Annotated in this window: 21 protein-coding genes; 3 read left to right on the top strand and 18 right to left on the bottom strand. The window is 42.8% G+C overall.

Translation table 11 applies throughout. The annotated features are described in order from the left end of the window. Window positions 1–259 precede the first annotated feature (259 nt). Together P22_RS15705 and P22_RS15700 are read right to left on the bottom strand one after the other, a co-directional pair. A complete protein-coding gene (locus P22_RS15705; RefSeq protein WP_054261176.1) occupies window positions 260–1,627 on the bottom strand; it encodes an S-layer homology domain-containing protein in 1,368 nt (455 codons plus the stop codon). Window positions 1,628–1,703: 76 nt separating this feature from the next. Further along, on the bottom strand, window positions 1,704–3,296 hold the full coding sequence (locus P22_RS15700) for an S-layer homology domain-containing protein (protein WP_054261175.1): 1,593 nt from the start codon (window positions 3,294–3,296) through the stop codon (window positions 1,704–1,706). 449 nt (window positions 3,297–3,745) lie between these two features. Here P22_RS15700 and P22_RS15690 point away from each other — a divergent pair, with 449 nt between their 5' ends. Both P22_RS15690 and P22_RS15685 read left to right on the top strand, forming a co-directional pair. Continuing rightward, complete coding sequence (locus P22_RS15690; protein WP_054261173.1) at window positions 3,746–4,366, top strand: hypothetical protein; 621 nt, start codon at window positions 3,746–3,748, stop codon at window positions 4,364–4,366. Further along, on the top strand, window positions 4,354–4,980 hold the full coding sequence (locus P22_RS15685) for an AraC family transcriptional regulator (RefSeq protein ID WP_054261172.1): 627 nt from the start codon (window positions 4,354–4,356) through the stop codon (window positions 4,978–4,980). The genes P22_RS15690 and P22_RS15685 overlap by 13 nt, the downstream gene beginning before the upstream one ends. 182 nt (window positions 4,981–5,162) lie before the next feature. Here the strand turns inward: P22_RS15685 and P22_RS15680 are convergent, their stop codons facing one another. The 16 genes from P22_RS15680 to P22_RS20690 all read right to left on the bottom strand — a co-directional run bounded on the left by P22_RS15680 (window position 5,163) and on the right by P22_RS20690 (window position 24,558). Then, complete coding sequence (locus tag P22_RS15680) at window positions 5,163–5,468, bottom strand: PTS sugar transporter subunit IIB (protein ID WP_054261171.1); 306 nt, start codon at window positions 5,466–5,468, stop codon at window positions 5,163–5,165. Between the two features lie 111 nt (window positions 5,469–5,579). Beyond that, window positions 5,580–7,055: a methyl-accepting chemotaxis protein gene (locus tag P22_RS15675; RefSeq protein WP_054261170.1), complete on the bottom strand. Its 1,476-nt coding sequence runs from the start codon at window positions 7,053–7,055 to the stop codon at window positions 5,580–5,582. Window positions 7,056–7,101: 46 nt separating this feature from the next. Further along, window positions 7,102–8,547 (bottom strand): MFS transporter, encoded by a 1,446-nt coding sequence (locus P22_RS15670; RefSeq protein WP_054261169.1) that lies wholly within the window; start codon window positions 8,545–8,547, stop codon window positions 7,102–7,104. Between the two features lie 301 nt (window positions 8,548–8,848). After that, window positions 8,849–8,977, bottom strand: a complete 129-nt coding sequence (locus tag P22_RS21400) for a hypothetical protein (protein ID WP_255351805.1) — start codon at window positions 8,975–8,977, stop codon at window positions 8,849–8,851. 152 nt (window positions 8,978–9,129) lie between these two features. Next, window positions 9,130–11,394 carry a glycoside hydrolase family 3 C-terminal domain-containing protein gene (locus tag P22_RS15665; protein ID WP_054261168.1) on the bottom strand — a complete coding sequence of 755 codons (2,265 nt, stop codon included), beginning with the start codon at window positions 11,392–11,394 and terminating at the stop codon, window positions 9,130–9,132. A 273-nt stretch (window positions 11,395–11,667) separates the two neighbouring features. Beyond that, window positions 11,668–13,155 carry an NAD-dependent epimerase/dehydratase family protein gene (locus P22_RS15660; RefSeq protein ID WP_054261167.1) on the bottom strand — a complete coding sequence of 496 codons (1,488 nt, stop codon included), beginning with the start codon at window positions 13,153–13,155 and terminating at the stop codon, window positions 11,668–11,670. Window positions 13,156–13,364: 209 nt separating this feature from the next. Beyond that, window positions 13,365–16,097 carry an alpha-L-rhamnosidase gene (locus P22_RS15655; protein ID WP_054261166.1) on the bottom strand — a complete coding sequence of 911 codons (2,733 nt, stop codon included), beginning with the start codon at window positions 16,095–16,097 and terminating at the stop codon, window positions 13,365–13,367. Window positions 16,098–16,292: 195 nt separating this feature from the next. Beyond that, a complete protein-coding gene (locus tag P22_RS15650) occupies window positions 16,293–17,267 on the bottom strand; it encodes an alpha/beta hydrolase (protein WP_069972843.1) in 975 nt (324 codons plus the stop codon). A gap of 19 nt (window positions 17,268–17,286) precedes the next feature. Beyond that, window positions 17,287–17,799, bottom strand: a complete 513-nt coding sequence (locus P22_RS15645; protein WP_216598092.1) for an alpha-L-rhamnosidase-related protein — start codon at window positions 17,797–17,799, stop codon at window positions 17,287–17,289. After that, on the bottom strand, window positions 17,796–18,122 hold the full coding sequence (locus P22_RS15640; protein WP_072169814.1) for an alpha-L-rhamnosidase N-terminal domain-containing protein: 327 nt from the start codon (window positions 18,120–18,122) through the stop codon (window positions 17,796–17,798). Before P22_RS15640 ends, P22_RS15645 begins: the two co-directional genes overlap by 4 nt. After that, window positions 18,119–18,316: a glycoside hydrolase family 78 protein gene (locus P22_RS15635; RefSeq protein WP_054261163.1), complete on the bottom strand. Its 198-nt coding sequence runs from the start codon at window positions 18,314–18,316 to the stop codon at window positions 18,119–18,121. Before P22_RS15635 ends, P22_RS15640 begins: the two co-directional genes overlap by 4 nt. 279 nt (window positions 18,317–18,595) lie before the next feature. Then, entirely contained in the window at window positions 18,596–18,949 is a 354-nt protein-coding gene (locus P22_RS15630) for a hypothetical protein (protein ID WP_054261162.1), read from the bottom strand. A 533-nt stretch (window positions 18,950–19,482) separates the two neighbouring features. Continuing rightward, window positions 19,483–21,669, bottom strand: coding sequence for a glycoside hydrolase family 3 protein (locus P22_RS15625; RefSeq protein WP_054261161.1), 2,187 nt, complete (start codon window positions 21,667–21,669; stop codon window positions 19,483–19,485). A gap of 68 nt (window positions 21,670–21,737) precedes the next feature. Continuing rightward, window positions 21,738–23,144 (bottom strand): family 43 glycosylhydrolase, encoded by a 1,407-nt coding sequence (locus P22_RS15620; RefSeq protein ID WP_054261209.1) that lies wholly within the window; start codon window positions 23,142–23,144, stop codon window positions 21,738–21,740. Window positions 23,145–23,404: 260 nt separating this feature from the next. After that, window positions 23,405–24,136, bottom strand: a complete 732-nt coding sequence (locus P22_RS15615; RefSeq protein ID WP_054261160.1) for a GDSL-type esterase/lipase family protein — start codon at window positions 24,134–24,136, stop codon at window positions 23,405–23,407. A gap of 212 nt (window positions 24,137–24,348) precedes the next feature. Next, window positions 24,349–24,558, bottom strand: coding sequence for a glycoside hydrolase family 78 protein (locus tag P22_RS20690; protein ID WP_156319006.1), 210 nt, complete (start codon window positions 24,556–24,558; stop codon window positions 24,349–24,351). A 573-nt stretch (window positions 24,559–25,131) separates the two neighbouring features. Between P22_RS20690 and P22_RS15605 the strand changes: the two genes are divergently transcribed. Then, the gene (locus tag P22_RS15605) at window positions 25,132–25,554 is read left to right on the top strand and encodes a hypothetical protein (RefSeq protein WP_054261158.1); all 423 of its coding nucleotides are present in this window, start codon (window positions 25,132–25,134) and stop codon (window positions 25,552–25,554) included. Window positions 25,555–25,667: the final 113 nt, after the last annotated feature.

Genomic DNA, 25,667 nt, shown 5'->3' with positions numbered 1-25,667 from the left:
CACCATTTTCCCGACAATCTCCTTCTGGGTTCCATTCTTCAGAAGATATTCTTTAACTTTTCTTTTCAATAGGCTTACATATCCTCGTATATATAATTCCATGTTTTATTCCATAAGGTGAGATACCAGTCCTTATACTGCAGCAAGAGATGAAGCCATCGATACTTTGAAAAGTCAAACGTCCATAACCTTACTATCGATGGCTTACTCAAAATTTTATCTTTAATACATATTAATGAGAAATCGTCTGTCCAAGCCACTAAAAGAAGAATTCAAGCTGAGTACGGAACACATTGTCACTAAAGCTGGTATTGGCTGTACCTTTAACATTCAGATATTTAGTAGTAATCAACATCTGTTTATAGGGAACATAACTAAATCCCACTTCCCAGCCTTTAGCACCGTTTACCTTATCCTGAATATCGTAACCGCCGTCAATGGTTGCATTGGTTTCCGATTTTATATAATTTACCCATGCACCATAATCGCCTACTTTCGTGTTATCTCCCGTGCCCTTGTAATTAAGACCGACTAAATACGCTTTGTTTTGCCGTGTAAAGCTGGATTTACCGGCGACAACCTTAAAAGCAACATCCTGCCCGAATTTGGTATCAAAGCCGGCTTCCAGATAATTTGCACTGGGACCACTGGCAGTATATACATGATGGTAGGCAGCTTTTGCATTTGTATTCCTATTAATAGGAGTGGCAACATCCATCCCAAAATAGCGCGGATCATCACCAGCTTTAGGGTATAAAGCCAATTTTTCCTCATCTATCCGGCTATCATCAAAATAATTCACCATCAGCATTCCCCACTGGTTACGGTTTTGAATACCAAGGTTATGAGAAATCTTGCCGTAATTAAGGGTCGTCTTTACCGTATCACCAAAAGCAATTTGCAAACCCGATACCCCGTCTGCTCTATTATTGGGAGCCTGATTATCATACAGCAACCCATAAGCACCTGTATAATTATAAACGCCGAAAGTAACTGTTGCCTTGCCGATCGGCCCAGTGGCAAAAATCTTTTCCGCCAGTCCGCTAATCCCTGCCTGATCGTTAGATTCCGTATAATCGGGTCTGTTCATTGGATACCTCAGATCCCGATTATAACGCGACTCGTTGACAACAGACCATTCGCCGATATGATACTGGCTCAACAGGAGAAAATTAACATTCATGTCAATATTCTGCTTGCCGTTCGCAGGAACCACCATGGGATCACGGCTGGAATTCCGTTGATATTTAAAGGTAGCCGCCCCATTAAAAGTCAGCTTGTTTATTTGCTCTTCCAATGCAGACACTTGAGCCCCTAACGTCTTTAGCTCCCCGGCAAACTCCTCCGACAATTTCCTGATAAGCACTTTATTCTTCTCATCGGCATTGTCCGCTTTGGCCAGCGCCTTGGCGACAATGACCGCCATTTCATAGCGTGTGATGGTTTGATCACCGTTAAAAGCCCCTTTGTCGCCAATAACCAGACCATCTTTAGCCAGTTTATTTACGGCTTCATAAGCCCAGTGATTTTTAGGAACGTCATCAAAAGGATTGTCCGCAGCAAAAACATTTCCGAAAAAGCCCATTACCAAAATAAGAGCTAAGATAACAATCAAACTCTTTTTCATAAATTCTCCTCCTATCCACTAATAAATACAAGCCCATTGATTGCAAACGCCCGGATTCAATATTTAGAACAGACATTTACAGGAAGAATTTCGTTTCTATAATAGTAGACTTATCCTTAAAATCAGGATCGTTAATGCCTCTCCACAATGCATACCGGACATTTAACAATGTGTTCTTTTTCGGTACTTTGGCATACATAAACTGCCAGCCTCTTGACCCAATAATCCGTTCTTCCAAATCGCTGAGACCATGTATAGTGGAATTCGGCTCCATTCTGTTATAGCTGAATCCCCACATATAGCTGCCAGGTTTTGACGGATCAACGACCTTATAGCTGACCCCCAGCACATAGGCTACATTGTTTTTACTGAAATCGGCCTTACTGTAATCGGCTAGGAAATAGTAATCCTTACCAAATTGCGTATCAAAGCCGACATCCCAATATGTGCGGGCGTTAACCTTTTGAGTCATTTCTCCATATACCGGGTCATCATAATGAAACACATTAGCTGTAGGACTTACCCGCTGATAGCCCACTTTGTAATGCGTCGCTTTACTGGTTGTCCCCTCAAACTGTAAAGCAAAATAACGGGGATCATAAAGTCCCTGTTCTCCGGGGGTAAGATTCTGGGCTATTGAAAGTGACGGTATGTACACACCATATGTATTATAATAGCTATTGCCATAATAATTTGCGCCTGTAAACAACGCCACCTTTTCAGGGTCCATTCCCCATATATTCCAGTTAGTTGCCGCATTGTGATCCAATTTGCCGACACGGATAGTAGCTTTGACCTGCCCTGGGGCAACCCCGGTGGCTATATTGCTCATACCGCCTGGTTTAGTGGAAGTATCTTTACTTTCCTGTTTTTTCTCCTCCGGCAGGGGAGTAGTATAGGACAGCTCCAAACCGTTAATTTGTGTAGCCAGATTTATGCCGTAATTATGAATCATGCCAAACTTGCCTAATGTAACGTTGACATCGCCTATTCTTCCCATGGCCTGCAGCATTTCTGCCTGGGTCCAATCGCCACAGTTGGTATTTTTATACCCCATCCAGCTGACATCCAATCCGGGAAACATCGTATTTCGTTCAAATTCCGTACCAACCATAAGGTTCCAGCGGTCGTTAACCGGGTATACCAGCATACTGAAAATATTAATCTTATTACCGACCAAACTGCTCTTATTAGCACCTTCATTAGGCCCGGTTGGTCTTAAATCACTGAGTTCCGTGTTTGTTCCGTTAGGGTTTGAAATTTTATCATGAGAATACGTCAGTGTTGCAAACGTTACCGGGATCAGTTTATATGCTTTGGGATATAACCCGGCTACCCGCACCCCAAGGCTCTCCAGGTCATTAAGGTATTCCACCTTAAGTTTATTAATAAGTGCTTTATCTTCAGCATTGGCCCGCTCAGACTGCGACATGGCCCGGGCTACAAATTTGGCCATTTCGTAACGGGTTAACGTACGGCCACCCTCAAAGGTATCACTGCGATATCCTTCCAACAATCCATCCTTGGCCAATTGCCCCACCGCTTCATAGGCCCAATGACCGGCCGGCACATCATCAAATCGGTTTAAGTTATCACTGGCAAACGAAATGCCCGTAATACCTGTTAATAAGAATACAAGCGTCAAAATAAATGCCATAGTCTTTTTCATTTGGCACCTCCCCCATTCTAGTCCCTGAGTTTTGCAACCACTGCCGCTAAGAATCGAAAGCTATGCCGGGTATCCGCCTGTTCCCCCGTCATGTAACAAAACTCAAATTTCATGCTGCTTTTGACAAAGACAATACATAATAAAACATCATATACCCCTGTCCGCTCACCTCACATCAATAAAAACTGTCTTATTCAAATCCCCCCTCATAACTGCATTTTTAATCACTCCAGGAGTCTATGTAAATCAAATTCTTATTGATTACGAATAAGAATTTGAGTATTATAAGAAAAGCCCGGCTTTTCTTATTTTTTATTTTAATTACACGGGACAGGTTGCCTATAGTAGTATTTTTAGAATTTGGTGAAATTTCTATTATTTTGATAATTCTTTCATCGATGTTATAATATTGTAGATATCTAAACATGAAAGGAAATCTGTTCACGAACATGAATAACAAAAACTTTCCGGATCATCAGCACATTGCCTATATTTGTGAGCTTTTCTTTGCTATTTTCAAAGTGTCTATTGTTTTTGTTGATCACGAAAAAAAGCTTGTGACAAAACAAGCTTTTCGCTATCAGCAAAATCCTTTAGTGCCTGATCTCCAGAAGTTATTTCAGGAACTTTTTCCGGACCCTCTTCTTACGTATCCTGTTTTTAGCTCTACGGAATTTTTTGAAAATTACTTCGCTATTGATATCATTCAATCCGATATGCACATAGGTAGAATTATTGCCGGTCCTGCTACTTTTACCGTAATAAATCAAGCTACCATTGATTCTTTCTTTAGTAATTTTAAAATTTCACCTAAGCTAAAATCGGAAGTAACTAAATATTACTCTCATGTACCGTGTATAGAAAACAAACTATGGGCAGACGCCGGCCGTCTATTATACTTTTTGTTGTATCAGGAAAAAATTGAATTGCCTGACCTTGTTGAAGTTGGCCATTTTGTAAAAGAGGCATTTTCAGTTGAGAATAAGCTGGAACCCTATCTCTTGGAAAAGCGGAAAAAGCGCAATTCCACCATACCGAGCAATATGAACAAGCCTTATTGCAGGCTATAAAAGAAGGAAATAAGGAAAAATTACTGGAACAACTGAATAAGCCCGTCGATGGAGAACGGGGAATTCACGCTAAAAATCCACTGCGCAACGAAAAAAATCTTTTTATAAGTTATGTTTCGGTGGTTTCACATGCCGCCATTGAGGGAGGCCTAGATTGGGAACTGGCGTTCAGCCTTAGCGACATTTATATCCAACAAGTGGAAGAGCTACAGGAAATTAAGGAAATTTACGCCTTACATTACCGGATGATGTGTGATTATACAGACAGAGTTCATGCCTTACAAACTAACAACTATTCCAAATCTATTATCAAAACCATTAGTTATATCAACAAGCATCTGTACGAAAAGTTAACCATTCCTGAAATTGCCGAATCTCTGAACATGAATGCAAGTTACCTCTCGCAATTATTTAAAAAACAGGTAGGCATCCCAATCAGTGAATATATACAATTTGAAAGAATTGCCGAGGCAAAAAAACTGCTGCATGATGACTCCCAAACCATTTTGAACATTTGTGTTCTCCTTGGGTTTAGTGATCAAAGCTACTTCACCAAAATTTTTAAACAACACGTGGGCATTACACCAAAAGAATACCGCCAGCTTCATAAATGAACCATTACTCCTCGATTCACTTCTCCCAACAAAAAAGGTGTTAAAGAAGCCTGTCTTTTGGCTCTTTAACACCTTAATTTTATGAGGAACTCTCCTCAGTTGTAGTAAAATCGTTATTCTAATCTGCATCACCATAATTAGCCCTCAGAGACGAATAGCAACCGTACAAAAAGCAGAGAAAATTACTCTTGCAGTAAGCGATGCACCTGGTCAAGCACTGCTTTTCCGTCGCCCATAATAAAGCTAAGGGAATCAATGATTGCAAACTTCTTATTCTTCTCCTCGGCAAGTTTAGCTACCTTATGAGATTTATAGCGAATTTGCGGCCCTAACAATAATACGTCAAAATCCTCCACATAATTTTTCAAATTATCGAAGGAACAGGAAGCAATTTTATGGTGATATCCACCTGACTCATTTTCTACTTGCATTTTTGATACCAGTTTACCAGTGGACAAACCGGTTGCACAAATTAATAAAATGTTCATAGCTTTCCCCTGTTGCTAGAAAAAATAAAATATTACCATTATACCTTCCTTTATTATACTTAAACTAACCATTACTTTCAAATCAAATTCCAATTAACACCAAAATATGACCTATTCTCCGATCTTTTGGGCCAGGGAATCCAAACTGGCGCTTAATTGTTGTATACGCTGCATCACCTGAAAAATATCCTCAATCTTCTGATCCTGCTCGGCAACGGTTGCCAGCAGTTGCTCGGTGGCCGCCGAGTGCCCTTCTGAAATACCGGCAACGCTTTCCGCCTGCTGACGGATGTGGCTAAATGCCTGACTAATCTGCTGAATCATAGCGATTTCCCGGCTGATACAGGCATCAAAATCCTGAAACGTTCTCTGAATATCCGCAAAGTTCTGGATTACTTTTTCAGTGATTGCGTCTCCCGACAGCGTAGCCATTTTCCCTTTTCTTACTTCTCCCAAAACCGCATTCGTCCGGCCCTTTATATTGGCGATAATGCTGGTAATCGTTTCCACCGTTTTAGTGCTTTGTTCCGCCAGATTTCTCACCTCCCCGGCCACAACGGCAAAGCCTTTGCCGTGTTCCCCGGCCCGGGCGGCTTCGATGGCTGCATTCAAGGACAGCAAATTTGTCTGACTGGCAATCTGCGTAATTCCGTCTAAAAAATGGTTAATCTCATCCATACTTTGCTGCAATTCATCTACCGTTGCCAAAACGCCATCAACAGCGGCATGAATAACTCCCATTTGGCGGCTCATTTCCTGAATACCGCTTGATCCCGCCAAAACACTGCTGTGTGTTTTACCGGAAGCTTCGGCCATTTGCTCGGCGATGGCAGTCGTCTGCAGCATTTTTTTATTTACATCATTAATCAGGCAGCTGATCTGGTTAAGGCTTGCAGCCTGTTCGGCCACACCCTTGGCCACTTCTTCCACCGTAACGGTACTCATACTGCTGGAATCCCTGATATGTTGCAAATTACTGTGCGATTCGCCGATATGGTTGTTTAAATTGCCGGCATTTGTCTTTATAACCCGCAGGGTATTTTGCAGTTCATTAAAGAGAGCCACCGTTCTGTCTTGTTCTCCACTGACAGTCTTCAGCAATTCACCGCCCCATTTAGTTACAAAAAACAATATAATACTGGCCAAAACCAATCCCCCCCACAGCGGTAAAAACAATCCCATATCCGTGAAGGCCTGAGTTAGAAATTGTGATGCCAGTATTGCACAATTACTGATAATGTTGTATGTCAGTGAGAATCTTTTATCCAAATAACAGGCTGCGTAGCAAAGCGGTATCATCAAATAAAAGAACGCTATGAAATTATCCTGGGTCCCATCAAAAAATGTCGAACTAATGATGCCACACAATGCATAATAACAAAGCAAGTAGGCAAGCTGAGTGTCCAGCTTTTTTCTATACAGGACTACCGCAGTCGCTAACATAACGATCTGAAATACCAATCCGCCATAATTAGCCAGCGCTCCCGTAATATTTAACATCAGCACAGGGATTATCAGCAAAGAAAAAATGCTTAATAACACTTTATTTACTTTCCTGGTTAAGGCTTGTGCGCCTTTCGCTGCCATTGACAATCACCTCGTTGGTGCCTGATATAGTAAAGCACTCCGTCAGTTAATTATAAAGAGCGTTGTTGGCTGAAGCGGCTGCATCACCATTCGACGCTGCTATTTCCGCCTGCTTTCTGCGTTCCGCCAGGTCATGGGCAATTTGTTTTTGTTTGTCTTCCGTCAAATCAAACCAGATTACACACAGGGAAAGTACGGTAATGATAGCGGGAAAAAGAGTCATGATAATCTGAATCCCCAAAATCGCCCCACTTGTTTGTTCCGCCGCACCGCCCTGATAACCAACCAGCGCCAACGCGCCCGCCGCAAGAGCGCCTGATACCGCCGTGGCAAAGGTCTGCATAAAACCCTGCAGCGATCCCATAAAGGCATTGGCATTAATACCTGTTTTCCACTCCGCATAGTCCATTGCGGCCGGCATAAGCGTTCCCTGTGCCGGCATGGAAATTCCGTTAAACAGGGCTCCCAATATACCTAATCCCAAATAAACCTGAAAGCCCAGCTCGGTCGCCGGTATAAATATAACGAGGGCTGAGGTCAAAATATTGACAACTGTGGATATAATCAAATTCTGTCTAAGACCAGTTCTCCGGGTTACCATAGGTGATAAAACAGCACCAAGCAAAGTAGGCAATAGAGTGACAGCGCCCACTAGCATTATTAACCCTTCATTATGAAAGAAATACTTAAGATAGTGAATCATAACCGCTGAACGAACACCATTAGCTAAATTTAGAGAAAAAATAAAAGTAAGGGCAATAATCGCGGTCCTATTTTTCATCACTGCCTTCATCAGCATTTCTTTAAAGCCATATTGCTGTTCTTCCGGTTTCTTCGGGATCACATATTTTTCTTTTAGTACAATAAACGAGACAATAGACTGTACGATAACAACCACCGCAAGTATGGCCATAAACATACTGAATCCTCTGGCATCATCTCCCTGTCCCAAGACCTTGATCAGGGCTAATCCGCCAATAGTAGGGATCATGGCCCCAAGCATAACATAAACATAACTATAAATTCCAACCGCCATTCTGTCATCCAGCCGCTTGGTCATGGCTGGAATCATGGCAGCACCCGGTCCCTGAGCGATTGCTATAAAAACACTATAGAAAAAGTAGGTAATCGTCGCATAAACCAGCTTGCCTTCCGCGCTTAAATCAAAAGCCGTAAAGGTTAAAAAACCAAATACTCCAGTGGGAATTCCTATAATCAAAAACCAAGGTCTGTATTTACCCCACGGTAAGTTAACCTTATCCACATACATGCCAAACGCTGGAGCCAAAAAGGCGTCAATTACGCGCGCCACCAAAAATAGAACGGCCACGTAACCCGCGCTGATTTTAAAAATATCGGTATAATAATACAGTAAAAACATTTGGATCATTTGAAACTGAAAAGTGCCTGTAAAACTACCCGACGGAAGAATAAGCTTTTCAATAAACGTAAGTTTTCTGTCTTCGTCATGCACTTGCTCTGATAATTTCATACTTTCGTCTCCTTACATAATTTAATGATTTTATTTAATTGTAGTAATTTTTGCAATTTATTAATGGTAATATTCCTATAATTTGGTGAAATGGCAAGATTATTACCGGTTATAATTTAACTTTGTCGGACACTTTCCGATTCATTTGATAAAACCACAACAACTTTTCTGTAAGCTGTTGTGGTTTTATCCGCAATAAATTATCAGTTATTCGGTTATTCCGTAATGTTTGCCAAATCATCAGCGGCGGCTTTTAGTTGCTCCGGCGATATTTTGGCCTGTGGAAACCTGGCAAGCGCTTTCAGGGAAAACATTTTAACATACCGAGTTGCGGATTAGTTGTAAACCCGGGAAAATGCTTTTCCAGTACGGCCTTTGCCACCTCACTTTTTAACAACTCTTTAATTTTGGTATCTTCAGAAACACTCATGATAAACCTCCTTATAATAATAAGCTTATTGAGAAGCGGTTGCGAAGACCTAGTATGCAAGTGTACGCGCCGCTGCGATTTCGCCTAGGACAATCTACCCAAAAGCTTGCGACAATTCCAGAAATCCATTGTTACTATTGTTTTTCTTGACTTTATTCCGATCTATCGTTTACGCTTGCCAGAATGGCATCCAGCATTTCAAAGGTGAAAACGCCCCGGCTTAACTGCACAAATTTATACAGCGGCATACCCTTCATCATTTCACGCACAAAATGTGCTTGGTCCTCGGCAGTTCCCGGCTGGGCACTCGCCGCCAGCATCGTATTGGCCACCTCTGCCCCTGCGGAATTGTGCAGCAGTTCTCCTAAAGTGGAAAATCGGGTAAGCTTTTTGGGAACAGTAACAGTGGACTCCACAGTCAGCAATGTATTCAAAAGAATGTCACGCGATGATTTTCCCACCATGATGATAAATTCTCCGGTTTCAACATGCCAATCTTTCAGAACCGGATTATAATAAGCGAAGGCACGTTTATCCAAAGTAAAAGTGACGGTTTTCTCTTCACCCGGTAAAAGGAAAATCTTCTGGAACCCTTTTAGTTCTTTTTCCGGGCGAACTACACTGGCAGCCACATCCTTGACATATAGCTGTACAATTTCCTTACCGGCTACCTGCCCGGTATTTTTAACTTTAACACAGACCGTTACAGTCTCTGTATCCAGTATGCAGTCTTTATCGAGAGTGATGTCTCTATATTCAAATTCCGTATAACTGAGGCCATAACCAAACGGGAATAAAGGTTCAATCTTCTTGCTGTCGTAGTATCGGTACCCAACGAAGATGCCTTCCCTATACTCCACTAAATCGCCCTCACCCGGAAAATTCAGGTAAGACGGGTTATGTTCTAATTTTCGCGGAAACGTTTCGGCCAGTTTGCCGCACGGACTCACTGCTCCAAAAAGGATATCTGCAATAGCCCCACCCAATGCCTGCCCGCCAAGATAGCACTCAAGAACGCCTTTTGCCCGATCCAGCCACGGCATTTCTATCGGCGCGCCGTTGCTTAACACGACGACCACATTGGGGTTGACCCTGGCAACTTCTTCAATTAATGCTTGATGATTTTCTGCTATACGCAAGTGCGTACGGTCAAAACCCTCAGCCTCCAGTTTACCGGTAAGTCCCACAAACACTACAGCAATATCTGCCTTTTGGGCTGTATCCCGCGCTTTTTGCAACAAGGCCTTATCAACGGCATCACTGTCCAGGCGATAACCTGCCGCATAAGAAATGTTTGCATGGAGACCGGCGGCTTGCCTGATTTCATCATAAATGCATTCCAGTTTTGTCGGCTCAATGCGAGAGCTGCCGCTGCCCTGATATCTTGCCTCTTTTGCAAATGCTCCCAGTACGGCAATCCTGGCTTGTTTGGCTAGGGGTAGAATATGATCCTGGTTTTTGAGCAGCACCATGCTTTCACGGGCCACACAGCTGGCTAACTCGTGGTGTTCCCTGAGATGATAACCGGTGTTTTTCCGTTGATTATCCACTGCCTTAAAAATAATACCAAGCAGTGCTTCTACCGATTCATCAAGCTTACTTTCCTTAAGAGTCCCGCCTTGAACAGCCTCTACAATACGTTTTTCTGCCAACCCATTGCTTGACGGCATTTCAAGATTGAGCCCAGCCTGGATACCCGCAACGATATCATTTACCGCGCCCCAATCGGATACCACCAAACCGCCAAACCCCCATTCTTCCCGCAGAATATCCGTCAACAGGCGTTTATTCTCGGAACAATACTCGCCATTTACTTTATTGTAAGCACTCATTACCGTCCATGGTTGTGCTTCCCTTACCGCCATTTCAAAACCAGCCAGGTAAATTTCCCGTAAAGCACGTTCATCAAGATCTGCATTGACTGTCATACGACGATGTTCCTGGTTGTTAACCGCAAAATGCTTCAACGATGTGCCAACTCCCTGGCTCTGCACACCTTTGATATGAGCTGCCGCCATTTTCGCCGACAAATACGGGTCCTCGGAAAAATATTCAAAGTTTCGTCCGCACAACGGCGAACGTTTGATGTTGACACCCGGGCCAAGTAAAACCGCAACCCCTTCAGCCTGGCATTCTTCACCTAACGCCACTCCAACTTTTTCAGCCAGTTCCTCATCCCAGGAGCAAGCTAAGCAGGAGGCTGTAGGAAAACAAGTGGCCGGCACACTTTTATTAATGCCCAGGTGGTCGGCTTGCCCCTCCTGTTTTCTTAAACCATGCGGTCCGTCTGTCATCATGATTGAGGGAATACCCAATCGTTCAATCCCCCTGGTATGCCAAAAATCCAAACCGGAACAAAGCCCTGCTTTTTCCTCCAGAGTCATTTGAGCAACGATCTTCTTTATATCTCGATTCATCCACTTTCTCCTTTCTTTAACTATCATATAGTGCACTGCTTTGTGTTGTTTACGGTCTGTACCATGAAAAAACACCTTCCTGTTACAGACTTTGTTTTCTCCCTTTCTCTCTATCATTTTAGACGTTTTAAATATTTTGAAATTGTATTATTTTTAGATTTTTGTATTCTTTCTATGATTTAATTCCAAACTTCGTTTAAGAAAGCTATTCTAAAGCCCAGATAAAAAAGTTGAAAGAATATCTGCAGCCTTTGCAACGGGGAAACCGTCCGGCTATAATTTCTTTATATCCGTAATAATATCCGAATCATAATAATTTGCTTCCGTTTTATCATGCAGCGGATACCAGACTTGTGCAAAAAACGGATTCCGTTTCGCTTCCTCATCATAATTCCAGGGAGCAGGCAAACATTCCGGACACCAATGCCCGCCTAAAAGAACCAGGGCCGGACTTGCCGCAAATTCATGCCCAAAAGCACAGCGCCATTGCAGTTTGGCATATAAATCACCTCTTGTCATTGCTGCCGCCAGACACTGACCGCCCCTAAATTCAGCCGCTTGTTGCATATCGGCCAGGTCAAGCTCCGTTTTCGGTTTGGTTTCATCATATCCGTGATCCAGCCGTACAGGAGTTGGGGAAGGCTTGGCAATTTTATACTCAGCCCAGCCCGGTATCTCCCGCCATTTTTCGATGGAACCGAAAAACGCGGTAATTCTATCCTTAATATTATTTTTGATCCAGTACATCGTACCCAGTTCTTGGTTAGCCACAGGCTCCATGATAAATTTCTTGATAAAACCTGACGGCACATATTTTGTTAATTTCATTTTGAACGGTAATTTCGTTTTTAATTCCTCAATGAAATCATCGACTGACCCACTGCGGAAATGCAGATAATTTTCCAGCACATCCGAATCTTCATACCACTGCCCATGGAAGTTTCTCGTAGCAAACCAGTTCAAGTCGAAAACTTTGGTAAAGTCCTCGATACCGATTGCCTTCAACGTCTTTTGCATAAACTCATAATTGGTGGTGCGATATTTTTCACCGCCGCCGATATTATACACTCGCCGCCAGAATTCTTCAGGTACGTTTTCATCACAAACATTCACCAGCATTCGACCTGAATCCCGGGCTGTAACCCATTCAAATACGCCGTTAACAGGTTCATGAAACATGATGGGGTCAAGATTGTTTAAAAGCTCCGGATACAGCACTCCTGTTTGTCGCAAAGACACCCAGTATTTCAGCCCTGATTCAATGACTTCCCGTTCCGCGATGGTCTTGGTAATCGCATAATTATCGTATATGCTGATTTTTATGGGATCACCCGTTCTTCCCCAATGAATGGGCGGATTCCGGTCACCTGTCTCGGCCACCGTTCCGATGTATACCAGTTTAATCTTGTCGGGATTAGGCTGGGCTTTGATAGCCTTTATAATATTTTTTACAGCGCCCACATTCACTTTTGTCGTTAGAGAAGGAAGGTAATCGGCTGCCGGCGATACCATTCCCCCTACATGCAAAACATAGTCGGCCTGCTCCACACACTGTAATACGTCTGCATAATTTGTTAAATCGCCCCATACAATTCTTACACCCGGCTCGTCTTCATACTTAGACATAATTTGCTTATCTTTCCTTGTCGGTAAAACAAGTGCTATAATGTTAAGCCGGTCTCTCTCAGTAAGTAGCTGTTTAAAACCTTCATGTCCCATATGCCCTGACGCGCCTGTTAAAAAAACCGTTTTCTTCTTCATATATTTCGCTCCTGTCTTGTTGTTAGATTTATCTATCAAACTGATTTTGTTCTATAGTAATCCATACAGTAAAAAAATTAATTGTATTATTTTTAGTTTTTTGTAACATTGACAAAAAATAACCTCGCCTTTTTCGACGAGGATATTGAAAATATTTGAATCCAAATACTTTGACAAAATGGGCATAATAATTGTATGAGAAAAGCTAGCTACTCTGCCTTATTAAGTTCTACCAGAATAGGCTCAAACATCGCGTCCGTTCCGGGCGCCACGGCGGAAATCTCATTTACCGTCATGTCCAAAGCAAATTCCAGCATGGGATTGTCCCCAAAGCCCGGGGAAATTCTCTCCAATAGTTCCACCGCCAGCGGATTGGCCATGATTTGCCGCAGGGTGGACTCCATCGTGTATTTTTGAAGCTCCAGGTTATTTTCGGTAGGATATTCATAATGGTACCGCCCTGACCCCAGGGTAAACTCCCCGCTCTTTTCCGGCAAGGATACCTTGGCAGTACAGTTAGCCGGGATGGCAATATCAATCGTAATCCGACCGTCTTTGCACTTCCAGGAGCTTATAATCTTACCATACATGGTTTCCAGCTCGCCTTTGGCGCTTGTCAAACCTTTCACGAACATCGGGGCAATGCGGATGGTCTTATGCCCGGCTTCCAACGCATCAATACCGGCAACCTTGCGATACAGCCAGTCGCCAATGGAACCATAGGCATAGTGGTTAAAGGAATTCATCCCGGCTGTTTCAAAGCTGCCATCCGGCAATATGCCGTTCCAGCGCTCCCAGATGGTCGTCGCCCCTTTGGTAACGGCATACAGCCAGGACGGATAGTCGGTTCGCAACAACAGTTTTCCGGCTATTTCATGCAGACCGTTCTCCGATAACGCATGGCAGATATACGGCGTGCCGACAAAACCGGTAACCAAATGGTCTCTATGGCTCTTAAGATTGTTTTTCAGCGTTTCAATCACGCGGGGGCGGTCTTTGTCCTCTACCAAGTCAAACATCAACGCCAGGACACAGGCTGTTTGTGTTTCACTGACCAGCCGGCCCGTTTTCGTTACATACTCTTCCCGGAAAGCTTTGATAATATTTTCGTACAGTTTTGTGTATTCTTGATAATCCTGATCATAGCCCAGCACTTTAGCTGCCTTGCGTACCAGATCGGTTGAGTAGGCATAAAAGGCTGTAGCTACATAATACCGGTCGGTAGCGCCGGTTCGATCACTGAATTCTTCCTTATCCAATGCCAGCCAATCCCCATATTGGAAACCGGCTTGCCATAGATAGCTATCTCCGGCCTCCCGGTGCATATACTCAACCCATCCTTTCATGCTGGCATATTGCTGCGAAAGTAAGCGAGTATCCCCGTAGCAGACATACATGGTCCAGGGAATGATGGTTGCAGCGTCGCTCCAAGCCGCTACTCCCTTTTGATCGCCCATGATGTTGGGTACAACCTGAGGAACGCCAAATTCTTCCGTTTGCTCGACGGCCAAGTCCCGCAGCCATTTGGTAAAAAAGAGAGCAACATTCATGTTATAGGCCGCCGTGCGCGCAAATACCTGGGCATCACCTGTCCAGCCCAATCTTTCATTTCTCTGGGGACAGTCTGTCGGCACATCGAGGAAATTGCCTCGTTGTCCCCACTCAATATTATGCTGCAATTGGTTTACCAGTTGGTTCGAGCAGGTAAAGCTACCAGTCAGTTCCATATCGGTATGCAACACGCAAGCAGTGAAATCGCTTAACGCCAGTTCTGCTCCCATCCCCTCTACCGCAATATAGCGAAAACCATGGAAGGTAAAATGCGGCCGGAAGGTTTCGGGGCCTCCCTTGCAGATAAAACGGTCGGTGCATTGGGCGGTGCGTAAGTTCTCGGTATAAAAATTACCGTCTTTATCAAGCACTTCAGCGTGACGGATTACAATCTCAGTACCTTTTGCGCAATTGACGTTGAATTCAACGAAACCGGTCAAATTTTGCCCAAAATCTAAAACGGTATCGCCAGCCGGAGTATGTATCAACGCAATAGCAGGTAACCGTTTAACAATTTTAACCAATTCACATTCCTGAGCGATCAGCACTTCCTTACGACAATCATATAGATTTACAGGCAGCCACTGTGCTGTCGTAAAGGTAGAATCAATCGTTTCCCCATGGTAAATTTCACTGTAGCGGATACTGCCTGTAGCACACTGCCAGCTTTCATCAGTAACAAGGATCTCCTCGCTACCGTCTTCATATACAATGTGAAGTTCCAACAGAGCGGCAAGGCGATCCCCATAATTGTTTTTTTGATCTGTAAAACCAAATTCACCTTTATACCAGCCATTGGCCAGAATAATTTCCAGTTGGTTATTATCCCGCAAATGATCTGTTACATCATAGGTCTGGTACTGCAGACGATTATGGTAGCTGGTCCACCCCGGCGTAAAGTAGGCATCACCTACACGCCGGTCATTTAAATTCAGTTCATACAGCCCTAATGCCGTAGCGTAAATGCGGGCCGACCGGATTGCCTGCTTGACCGTAAAGTGTCGCCTTAAGATCGGGCAAGCCTCTTCGTTATTAGCCAACGTATGGGTAATCCAGTTGGCCGTGAAATTCTCATAGGAAAGCAGTCCTGTCTCAAAGCGGCCCTGCACTGCCGCTTCATTGCCATGATTATCCCAAACCCTTACTGCAACGGAATATTCTGTGGCTTTTTCCAATGGTGCGCCTGCGTATTCCACATGAATGGACTGGTCGCTTGCCACTTTCGTGCTATCCCACACTAACTTTTCCCCGGCCTTCACGATTATCTGGTAAGCCGTTTGCACGGTATCGTACTCTTCGGAATCTAACTGCCAGGAAAATCTTGGCTTGGAAACATCCAATCCTATCGGATTGCTTTGATATTCGGTTAAAAGTTTTTTACATGCGAACATAAACGTTTCCCCCTCTGCTGGATGTTCTCGCAATGAAAAATATGTCGGAATAAAAATACAGTAAATACATTGGCACCATTTGGAACAAAAAAGAGCCGGTCATAGCGCTGGCGGAAAGAACCAGTTTTTCTTTCCGCGTGAGCTTTCTATCTGCGTCATTCAAATAAATTCTCCCTTTATGTATGATTTTCAATCTTACATTTCCAAAGGCACTGCCTTAAGCCGCTTATCCAGCTCGTTCAGTTGCTCTTTTGTGAACACCCCTGGGGCAAACTCGCTGATTTGTCTAAGCGATACCGATAATGCCGCTTCAAACTGAGGCGCCTGATCAAACCCCGGTATATATTCCAGGATGATTTGCCGGCACAACGGATTTGGCCAAACCAGTTCCAGGGCGGCATCCACGCTATATTCGCTGATTGCTTTGCCGGCATAATCCAGTCCGCCGAACAAGTTGGTCAGCCAGCTTACACAAAGATCAAACCATTTGGCAACATGCGGATTAATAAATTGATTATGACCTGCAGAAGTCACATCTTTTGCCAGTGAAAGGCCATGGCAACCCTTCTGAAAAATATGCAGTTCGAAAGGTACCTTTACTTGATTTAAAGCATTAGCCAACTGGATGGCATTGGCCACAGGCACAGTCTCATCGGTAAAGGTATGAAAGATAAAGGTCGGGGGGGTTTGTTCATCGACAACTTCAACCAAACTTGGCACAGGTGCAGGCAAAATCTCGCTGATCGAGGAAAGCACACAGGGATACCCGAGGATTAACGCATTGGGACGTATCTTTCCCCTTGTCCCTAAAGCCGCAGCCACGTGTCCACCCGCCGAAAAACCAATCGCAGCAATCTTGTCAGGATTAATCCGCCATTCTTCACTATGATTGCGGATCAGCGTCAGAGCCTCTTCTGCATCATACAGCGGATTGGGAAATGCTGCGTTTTCATTAAGCGAATACGTTAAAACAAAGGCTTGGTAGCCTTCGGCCAAAAAAGCTATGGCGATTGGCTCGGCCTCTCTTTCCGAGCAAACCCGGTAGGCACCGCCCGGACATATCAACACAGCAGGCCTTGACTTAATGCTTGCTAAATCTCCGGTATTGTTCAAGAGATAAGCCTCCAACTTCACATTGATATTGGTTAACTTGAACTCCATAGTTTTCATAATGATTCTTCCTCCCATCTTAAATTATAAATTCATAATGACCGCTGCCCACTTCACAATCATCCTTGCCTGCCAGTTTCAGCGTAGCTGTCGTATTGACCGGAATGTCAACCTGAACATATTTCTTGCCATTTTCTATCTTCCAGTCTACACCTACTTTGCCGTTCACTGTTTCGTACGATCCGCTCGCATAGGTCAATCCGCACGAAAAATCAGGTTGAATGGTAATTTTCCGATAAGCAATGTCCCCATTGTTAATGCCGAGAATATTCCGGTACATCCAATCTCCCACGCAGCCGAAAGCATAGTGGTTAAACGAGCAGGTTCCGACTTTTCCGTCGGCCTTAATAGCATCCCAGAACTCCCAGATCGTTGTTGCCCCATGTTCCACTTCATAAAGCCATGACGGACATAGGGTTTGGTACAGAAGCCGGTATGCCACATCGATATAAACGTCTTTTTTGCTCTCGGCTCGTTCCCATAAACGGGTAGGTGTAGTTTCCGTTCTCATCCAGCATTTCGCTGTGTTCAAACGTAATTTCCGTTCCCCGCGTGCCGGTTAGCGTCATACGGATAGTCTCCCCTGTGAACGGCCTGCCACCGGCTATCGTCAAAAGCCACTTCACTCCAGCCGGGAAGCTCCATTCTGGCGTCATACTTTTCGCCAGTAAAAAGATCCCCATAACGATAGGGCCCTTCATAGGTATACACAAAATTTCCGTCAGAAGTTATCACGTCCCGTTTTCCATCTTCGTATTCCACCTCTAATTGCAACAGCAGGGCCAGGTTATCACCATAGTCATTGCCGCGGCCCATGGAAACTTTCCCCTTGTACCAGCCATCGGCAATCGTCACCCCGCTGTATCGCCGCTTTCCACTCGGCCGCTATCCCAAACAACCCTATTCTCGTCCTTTACAATCACTTGATATGCCTTCTGATAGGTACTGGTTGCTTCCGATAGTAATTTCCAACTAAACCTCGGGGTCTTATTGTCAATGCCAATAGGATTCTTAAAATATTCACACTGTGTCTCAATAATCTTTAACATAACGTATTCTCCTTTTCTACTGAAATTCAAATATCCACCAACCGTGTATTTTATATCTTCAGAGAAGTCTGCCTAATGGTCATATCATCCTCTATTTACTATTCATTTTAAATTCCTTGGCAATATATTAATTGTAGTATTTTTAGAATTTGGTAGAATTTTTGCATTACCATTCCGCAATATTGGGGCGATTTTTCCACCACCACCATTCATTGTCCACCATGTATATGGGAAAGACAGTTTCAAATTTGAGGCCATTCAGACTCTCATCATCCATCATCAAAATACTGTTAACAAAAATATCTTTATTTTCATCTGTCGGCATTGCAAGAAGGTATTGGCTTTTTCTATGATGCCTTCCGGCTTATTGGGCACTTCATTGACGGCGGACATTAGCCACTTATGACAGGGAAATAAACGGTTATTATAAGCCAGGATCAGTCTCAGCCCAAATAATACAATCTCGGATGCCACCCGGGTTTTCAAATACAAATCATTTCTTTTAGCCGCTTCGCCCCAAAAGAAAACATGATTAACAAATAAGGCACTGTAAAAAGACCACACCTTTTCCTTCTTTTCATGCAGTTGATAAACAGGAATTCGCTGAATAAGTTCTTCAATTTCCTTATCCACGAGATAAATGCATTTCGTGCCGATAAAAGCATTTCTAGTGGGTTCGCTGCCTCTTTGCGCTGCTTGAACAAGATAATCTTTGTTGAAATACTTTAGCCGCCTTCATAAGTGCACCCCTCAAAAATACCTTCGCCTAGTTTGTGGCCGTCCGCATACTGCTGGTAGGCAGGGTCGCTCAAAATAACCATCGCATCGATATCCGAATCTTCTCTTTCCCTGCCTTTAGCCCCAAAATTATGGCTAGAACATCCGCATTATCACTGTACATTTTCCACCAGCTTATGAATTGACTCCTCATGATGTTTGTACATGGTTTCCCCTCCTTGAATTGCATCTTGATGTAATAGTATCAATTTTCATCAGGGCCAATCTATCAAAAATGGTTCAATTTATAAATGCGCTGTTTTCTGAACAGCGCTTGATAATATTTGTATTTCTCCTATCCGCCTGTACAACTCTTTCACTCTAGTACCTTGACCACATTATATTTTAATTTGATAACGGCAAAACATCGCAAACACCGTATACAGCCATCATCTATCCATAGCCGAAGAATTCATAACATACTTTAGAATATTGGCTGCTACTCTCTGCATCTCACCAAGTGTAATACCATCTTTTTTACCATAAGTTTTAAGAAGCGTACCATCATTTTTCCCATTTTTACTCAAGGCGGTTCTTCCGCCGGGCATAAGTACGTCCACTTGCGCTCGCACACGATAGGCATTACCTTCGATTTGAGGAAACTCAGGCGATGATGCATAACGCATCCACCAATCGGTGATTACATTTCCTTGATATCCCCACTCCCCGCGAAGCACACTGGTAACCAGCTCATAGCTATAATGACTCCATACCCCATTAATCTTATTGTAGGAAGTCATAATATTTTGGGGATTAGCTTCCTTTACTACAATTTCAAAACCTTTAAGATATATTTCTCTGAGTGCTCTCTCACTGACACGCGAGTCATTATAATTCCGATTTGTTTCCTGATTGTTACAGGCAAAATGCTTAGGACATGCCGAAAGACCATCATGCTGAATACCAATAATCGCTGCCGCTGCTATCTTACCGGAAATAAGCGGATCTTCGGAATAATACTCAAAGTTTCGGCCACATAGCGGGTTGCGGTGAATATTCATCCCTGGAGAAAGAATCATGTCGCTGCCCTTATCCAGCATTTCTTCCCCTACTTTATGAAAGATATCCTGTATCAGCTTTGTATTCCAAGTACAAGCAAGTAGTGTACCACAAGGTAAAAGCGAACATGTCTTTTTGACACGTATGCCGGCTGGACCGTCTGTAGTGATAACGGCAGGAATGCCCTTAGCACGAAGAGACTCCGTCACTCCGCCAAGCGCACCCGCATTACCTCTTACTCCAAGGGAACTATTCATGACACCTTCGCCACGGCTGATTACCTCCAGCTCGTCGAGGGCAATGGTAAGTTCCCATACTTTAATGGTCTCGCGCACACTATTGCCAAGAAGGATTTCATAATTGCCCGGCTCAAGTATATACGCTGATTTCTTGCCTGTCACGCCACTATCATCGTAAGAGGCAAGTTGTTTTATATTAAACTTTATCATCACCTCAGCAGATTTACCCGGGCTCAGAAGCTCCGTTTTATCAAATGCTACGAGTACTTTTGCGGGTTTACCCAGTTTTCCCTGCGGTGTAGAGCAATAAACCTGCACTATTTCTTTACCCGGTAAGTTGCCGGTGTTCGCAACATGTACCTTTAGGATTACTTCGTCTTTTTCGCGGCTAACATCGCTACAGGCTATCTTAAAGGTTGTGTAGGAAAGGCCAAAGCCAAAGGGGTAAAGCACCTTATTAGGAGCAAATGTTTCAAAATACCGATAACCTACGAAGATGTCTTCTACGTAATTATTCCCCTCCTTGTTTCCAAAGAAGGCTCCTGATGGATAATCTTCATATCTGCGGGCAATGGTATCGGTAAGTTTGCCGCACGGATTGACTGTTCCTGCAAGTACATCAGCTATGGCGTTACCGCTTTCCATCCCGCCTTGCCATGCGAATAGAATCGAGCTTAATTTGTCTCCATATTTTTCGGTCCAGGCCATATCAATTATATTTCCACTATTTATAATGACAATGACTTTATTAAAATTTGCTGTTACTAGATCGAGCATTTTTATTTCGTTATCCGTAAGATAATAGCTTCCCTTTTTTAAAACATTTTCTCGATCCTCGCCTGCCGCACGGCCTATCACAATAATTGCCACATCACTGCGATCTGCGGCGGCCTTTACTACCTCTTCTTTTAATGGCATCTCCGGATAGTATCTAGGCCAATGACCCCAAAATCCCTGGTCTGCTTCGTTTTTAGAGCACCAGACCTCGTATATGGCTGCCAGGTCTTCGTTTAGTTTAATTTTACCGTTGTTTCGAAGGCCTTCGATTAGATTAACCTGATAAGGGGTACGTACGTCACCGCCACTACCATAGCCTACATAAAAATAATCTCTCTGCACTCTGCCAAAAACGGATACGGTAGTTGTTGCATCCAACGGGAGCACTCCGTTATTTGCAAGTAATATACATCCCTCCGCACCTGCAGCACGGATAAGTTCAGGCATGCCCGGCGTTATCATCATTTCACCTGATACACCACCAGTAAGTTCCTGGGCAAGGTCATTATTCGCAAAAAAGCTTATAACCCTGCGCATAAACTTGTTAAATAGTTTGTTCATGTTCTTCTCCCCTTCTACTCCTTCTGCGTTTTAGAATTCTACTGTTAAAAAAGCATAAATTCTTAGTCTTACTGGATGCTAAAAGACATTAAATCAAAGCTCCCTTTTCCCTTATAAACGAAGAAAAGTGGATGAACACCAGGCAGTACCTGAAAGTCACCGGAAAACTCTGTCCAATCCTTTCCCGAAATATTAAGTTTTATTATGGAAACCGCCGCTCCTTTTTCGCATAACTGAACTCGCAGCTCACCTGATGCATCCCCGCGCACTTTCACTGAAATACGGCTAGCTTTATCAAAATTAAAATATTTGTACCCGGCAGTACATCCATCCGTTATGGAGGCAATATATTGATTGGAATTGTCCTCCCGATCTTCACCTTCCTGTGTCATATACGGCGGTTTGCTAAATGGATTTTGAATTCCCCCAAAAAAGCGTTTCCTCATCAAACAGCAGGCGATGTATGCGGGATATTCCCCTTGACCATGTAATGGTCCGCCATTTAGTCCACAACTGGTCATCTCTACTTGCTTAATACTTCCATCCGGTTCAATAGCAATTGGTTCGGCTATAGCTTGACGCGAAAATTGATTGTTATTCGTCATTCGATGATTGAAAATATAATACTGTCCGTTTATACAGACAATACTGCCATGGTTGTTACCTAAAGGATACGCAGGATTTTTCAAATTGTGACCGTTTATCCCCAAATCAGAGTTAGAATGGATAACCCCCCGATAGACAAAATCTCTGTCCGGATATTTGCTAGTAGCATAACACAACCCCATAAGATACGGAGAATATACAAAATAGTAAATCCCGTTAATCTTACGAATAGAATTTGCTTCAAAAAAATTATACCTCCCGGCCTGCTTATTTTTCCTTGGCATGATTATTTTCGGTCCCGCTTTTACCGTAAGCATGTCAAGATGCAATTCCATTACAAAGGCCCCTACAATCTTACGGCCTAACAGTTCTTCCCTGAACAAAGGGTTAAAACCGGAATACAAAAAAATACGGCCGTCATCGTCCATAAGAATTGCCGGATCAAATTGGTAATAGTCACCTTTACTTGAACCCAGAACATGTCCGGAATCGTCTCTAATATCGCCATAATATCCATACGGACCGGCAGGATTATCGCTCACAGCAACCGATATAATGCAAGAACCTGCAGCAGAAAAGTAAAGATAATACCTGCCGTCGGGGCCTTGCGCAACATCCGGTGCAAAAAGCAACCCTTTATCTGATTGGTACGGATGCTGATCTTTGCGGAAAATAACACCCTCATACCGCCAGGCAGATAAATCATCCACAGGAGTCGACCAACATACATAATCATTCTGACAGTACTCGGTTCCATTAAAGCGGTCATGACTCCCGAAAATATATAATCTATCTCCAAAAACATGGGGTTCTCCGTCCGGTATATATTCATAACTTGGCAAATAGGGATTATATACTTGCTGTTTCAACAGTTCCTCCACCTTTCACTATTTCTCCATTAGTCTCAATTACTTTTTTATACCAATATGCAGAATCTTTACATTTTTTCTTACAAACTCCATGGTAAATCCCAAAATACGAAACAACGCTCAGACTGTAGACAAAAAGGCACCTTTACGCAAAATAGAAGGTGCCTTTTTGATAGAAAGAAAAAGTATAAGATATCTGTTCCTTGAAATCTATCTTGTCTTAGTTTTTGCTAGATGTAAGAAAATAGAAACACAAATCATTACTTTCTTACGCTCTCTAAAGCCTTCTCCTTTATAATCCTCTCGATAGCCGGAACAATATAGTCTTTTGTCCATATATCATGACCTTTTTGATTTAAATGAATACGATCCTCCACAAACAAGGTTTCATCGTATTTCATGCCATCATACGTCATCTTCGAAGCATCTACAAAATACATGTAGTCGTGGTGTTTATTACAGATGTCCTGTAATTGACGGTTAATCTCCTGTGTCATTGGTGTATATTCGCTTCTTCCAGGCAAAAGCAAACCGCTCATAACCACAAAGGTTGCGTTAGGAAGCCGCTCGTGGAACTTTGCAAACATGTCACGTTTGTATTCTATAACTTTGCTAACCTTTTCTGCATCAGTTCCTGTCATATCTACATAATCATTTGAGCCAGTCTGAAAAAAAACAATCCTTGGATTATACGAAAATAGCAGTGTGTCCGCATATTTCAACAAGTCCTTATCTGTACTGCCACCGAACCCGTGATTTTGAACCTTGTAACCAGCCAAGTCTTTCTCCATTGTGTCCCAACGGGCGAAATTAGATGCTCCATAAAATACAATTTCGTTCTGCCTTTTCGTATCATATTGATGGGTTATTTTCAATGTTGTAAGGCCTTTAAACGGTCCCCAGAAAGCCTCATAGCCAAAATACATAAACTCGCCAACTGTTATTATCGCAAGAATTACAACTACTGTTGTTATAGTCTTTCCCCTTTTCATCCTTCTCACCTTTCCTACCTTTCATTGTTTATAATATATTCCCAGCTTATTTCTCACCTTTCTTTTCTGTTTTATATTAATATTTGTCTAAGGAAATTAATTGTATTATTTTTAGATTTTTGTAGAGATCCTTATATAAATATTCTTGTCTTTTCACAGACATGGTATCGGAATTTCAGTCATTTGGGATTTATAAAACAGAGAAGAATGTTCTATTTTTGCTTTTCGTTCCATATCCTAACTTTCCAGTAAATTCTTTGGCGACTTTTCAACTCCTGACCACCATAGGGGATATGAATACATTCATCACTTGCTACTTTACCCGAGTCCCATTTAAGCTGTCCATTCTCCAATTCGGCAAGACCTTCAGCAGCTATAATTTGATAGGCTTTCTGCTTAAAACCAAAATAGCCTTCTTCCACCGTGAATTGCCAATACAATCTCGTTTTTTTATGTCAATTCCAAGCAGATTGATTAGATATTCACATTTCAAAGCAATTGGCTTCATTTTTTGCCTCCTACTCATTATTTCCCATTACTATGACGTAAAAAAGTACCGGGATTTGATATTTTTAATGAGCGGCTGGTACATATGCAAATTTCTTTCCCTATATTCATCAATATAGATTTTAGTGCCAGCAGGAATCAATTGTAAGGAGATTTCCGGAAAATAAAATTGTACCTGGCCCTCTCCGTCACATACAGCCAAGGGCAGACGGGTCGCTTCAAAGAAAAAACGGCATAGTTTCTGATACTCCTCCATCTAATCACCCTTTCATAAAAGCACAACCGCCACATACTATCCGCTGTATCTTAAAATTTCAACCTAACATACTCAGAAATTACCAAATCATAAAAATAATCCTAACAGTATTTTTCGAAAATTAATACAATTAACTTGAAATGACTTCCCAGGTACTTTGACAATAAAATAATCCGCTTGACAAAATCCTGGCTGCCCTACTGATTTGCTAATAATAAGAGGAGGAGTTCTCATGAAAAAATTTGGAAGGATTACAGTGTTGGCCATGACATTTATTTTACTTATGACGTATTTTACCGGGCTGGTAAGTGCGGAGGGGTTAATTGATGGTACTTATATTGCTACTACACCTGTTAATGATTGGAAAATCTCTTATAAACTGACTGTAACCCTGGAAAACGGGGAAGTAACAAGCGCTAAACTTACTCCATACTATAATCAGATGGTTAAAGTTGAGCTTACTTATGATTCATTAGCTTATGTACCGGATGCCCAAAAAACGTCTTTTAAAAAATTGCTTGACGACGCTAACACCTATTCCGACCAGTTGCTGAAAACATCCGACGCCACTAAGGTTTCTAAACTGCCCGATTCAGATGATGCCTATAATGCCCTGCAAACTGCTTGGCAAGACATCGTAGCGCAAGCTCAATAATAGGACATGAGTCCGGAATTTCAATAGGGTTACTGTTAAAGTAACCTCCCTGGGAAGACAAATCGTTACTAAATGAAATATCTTCATTTAGTAACGATTTATTTTGCCTTCAT

Origin of the sequence: Propionispora sp. 2/2-37 (assembly GCF_001298735.1) — a bacterium.
Taxonomy (GTDB): Bacteria; Bacillota; Negativicutes; order Propionisporales; family Propionisporaceae; genus Propionispora.
The sequence above is the reverse complement of the archived record's forward strand: the minus strand, read 5'-3'. Positions and strand labels throughout refer to the sequence as shown.

Coding starts and splice junctions, on each gene's coding strand:
- P22_RS15650 (WP_069972843.1), bottom strand. CDS start 17,267: ATGAAAACTATGGAGTTCAAGTTAACCAATATCAATGTGAAGTTGGAG.
- P22_RS21400 (WP_255351805.1), bottom strand. CDS start 8,977: ATGAGTGTTTCTGAAGATACCAAAATTAAAGAGTTGTTAAAAAGTGAG.
- P22_RS15700 (WP_054261175.1), bottom strand. CDS start 3,296: ATGAAAAAGACTATGGCATTTATTTTGACGCTTGTATTCTTATTAACA.
- P22_RS15680 (WP_054261171.1), bottom strand. CDS start 5,468: ATGAACATTTTATTAATTTGTGCAACCGGTTTGTCCACTGGTAAACTG.
- P22_RS15705 (WP_054261176.1), bottom strand. CDS start 1,627: ATGAAAAAGAGTTTGATTGTTATCTTAGCTCTTATTTTGGTAATGGGC.
- P22_RS15625 (WP_054261161.1), bottom strand. CDS start 21,669: ATGAACAAACTATTTAACAAGTTTATGCGCAGGGTTATAAGCTTTTTT.
- P22_RS15665 (WP_054261168.1), bottom strand. CDS start 11,394: ATGAATCGAGATATAAAGAAGATCGTTGCTCAAATGACTCTGGAGGAA.
- P22_RS15690 (WP_054261173.1), top strand. CDS start 3,746: ATGAATAACAAAAACTTTCCGGATCATCAGCACATTGCCTATATTTGT.
- P22_RS15615 (WP_054261160.1), bottom strand. CDS start 24,136: ATGAAAAGGGGAAAGACTATAACAACAGTAGTTGTAATTCTTGCGATA.
- P22_RS15670 (WP_054261169.1), bottom strand. CDS start 8,547: ATGAAATTATCAGAGCAAGTGCATGACGAAGACAGAAAACTTACGTTT.
- P22_RS15675 (WP_054261170.1), bottom strand. CDS start 7,055: ATGGCAGCGAAAGGCGCACAAGCCTTAACCAGGAAAGTAAATAAAGTG.
- P22_RS15605 (WP_054261158.1), top strand. CDS start 25,132: ATGAAAAAATTTGGAAGGATTACAGTGTTGGCCATGACATTTATTTTA.
- P22_RS15660 (WP_054261167.1), bottom strand. CDS start 13,155: ATGAAGAAGAAAACGGTTTTTTTAACAGGCGCGTCAGGGCATATGGGA.
- P22_RS15655 (WP_054261166.1), bottom strand. CDS start 16,097: ATGTTCGCATGTAAAAAACTTTTAACCGAATATCAAAGCAATCCGATA.
- P22_RS15635 (WP_054261163.1), bottom strand. CDS start 18,316: ATGTTAAAGATTATTGAGACACAGTGTGAATATTTTAAGAATCCTATT.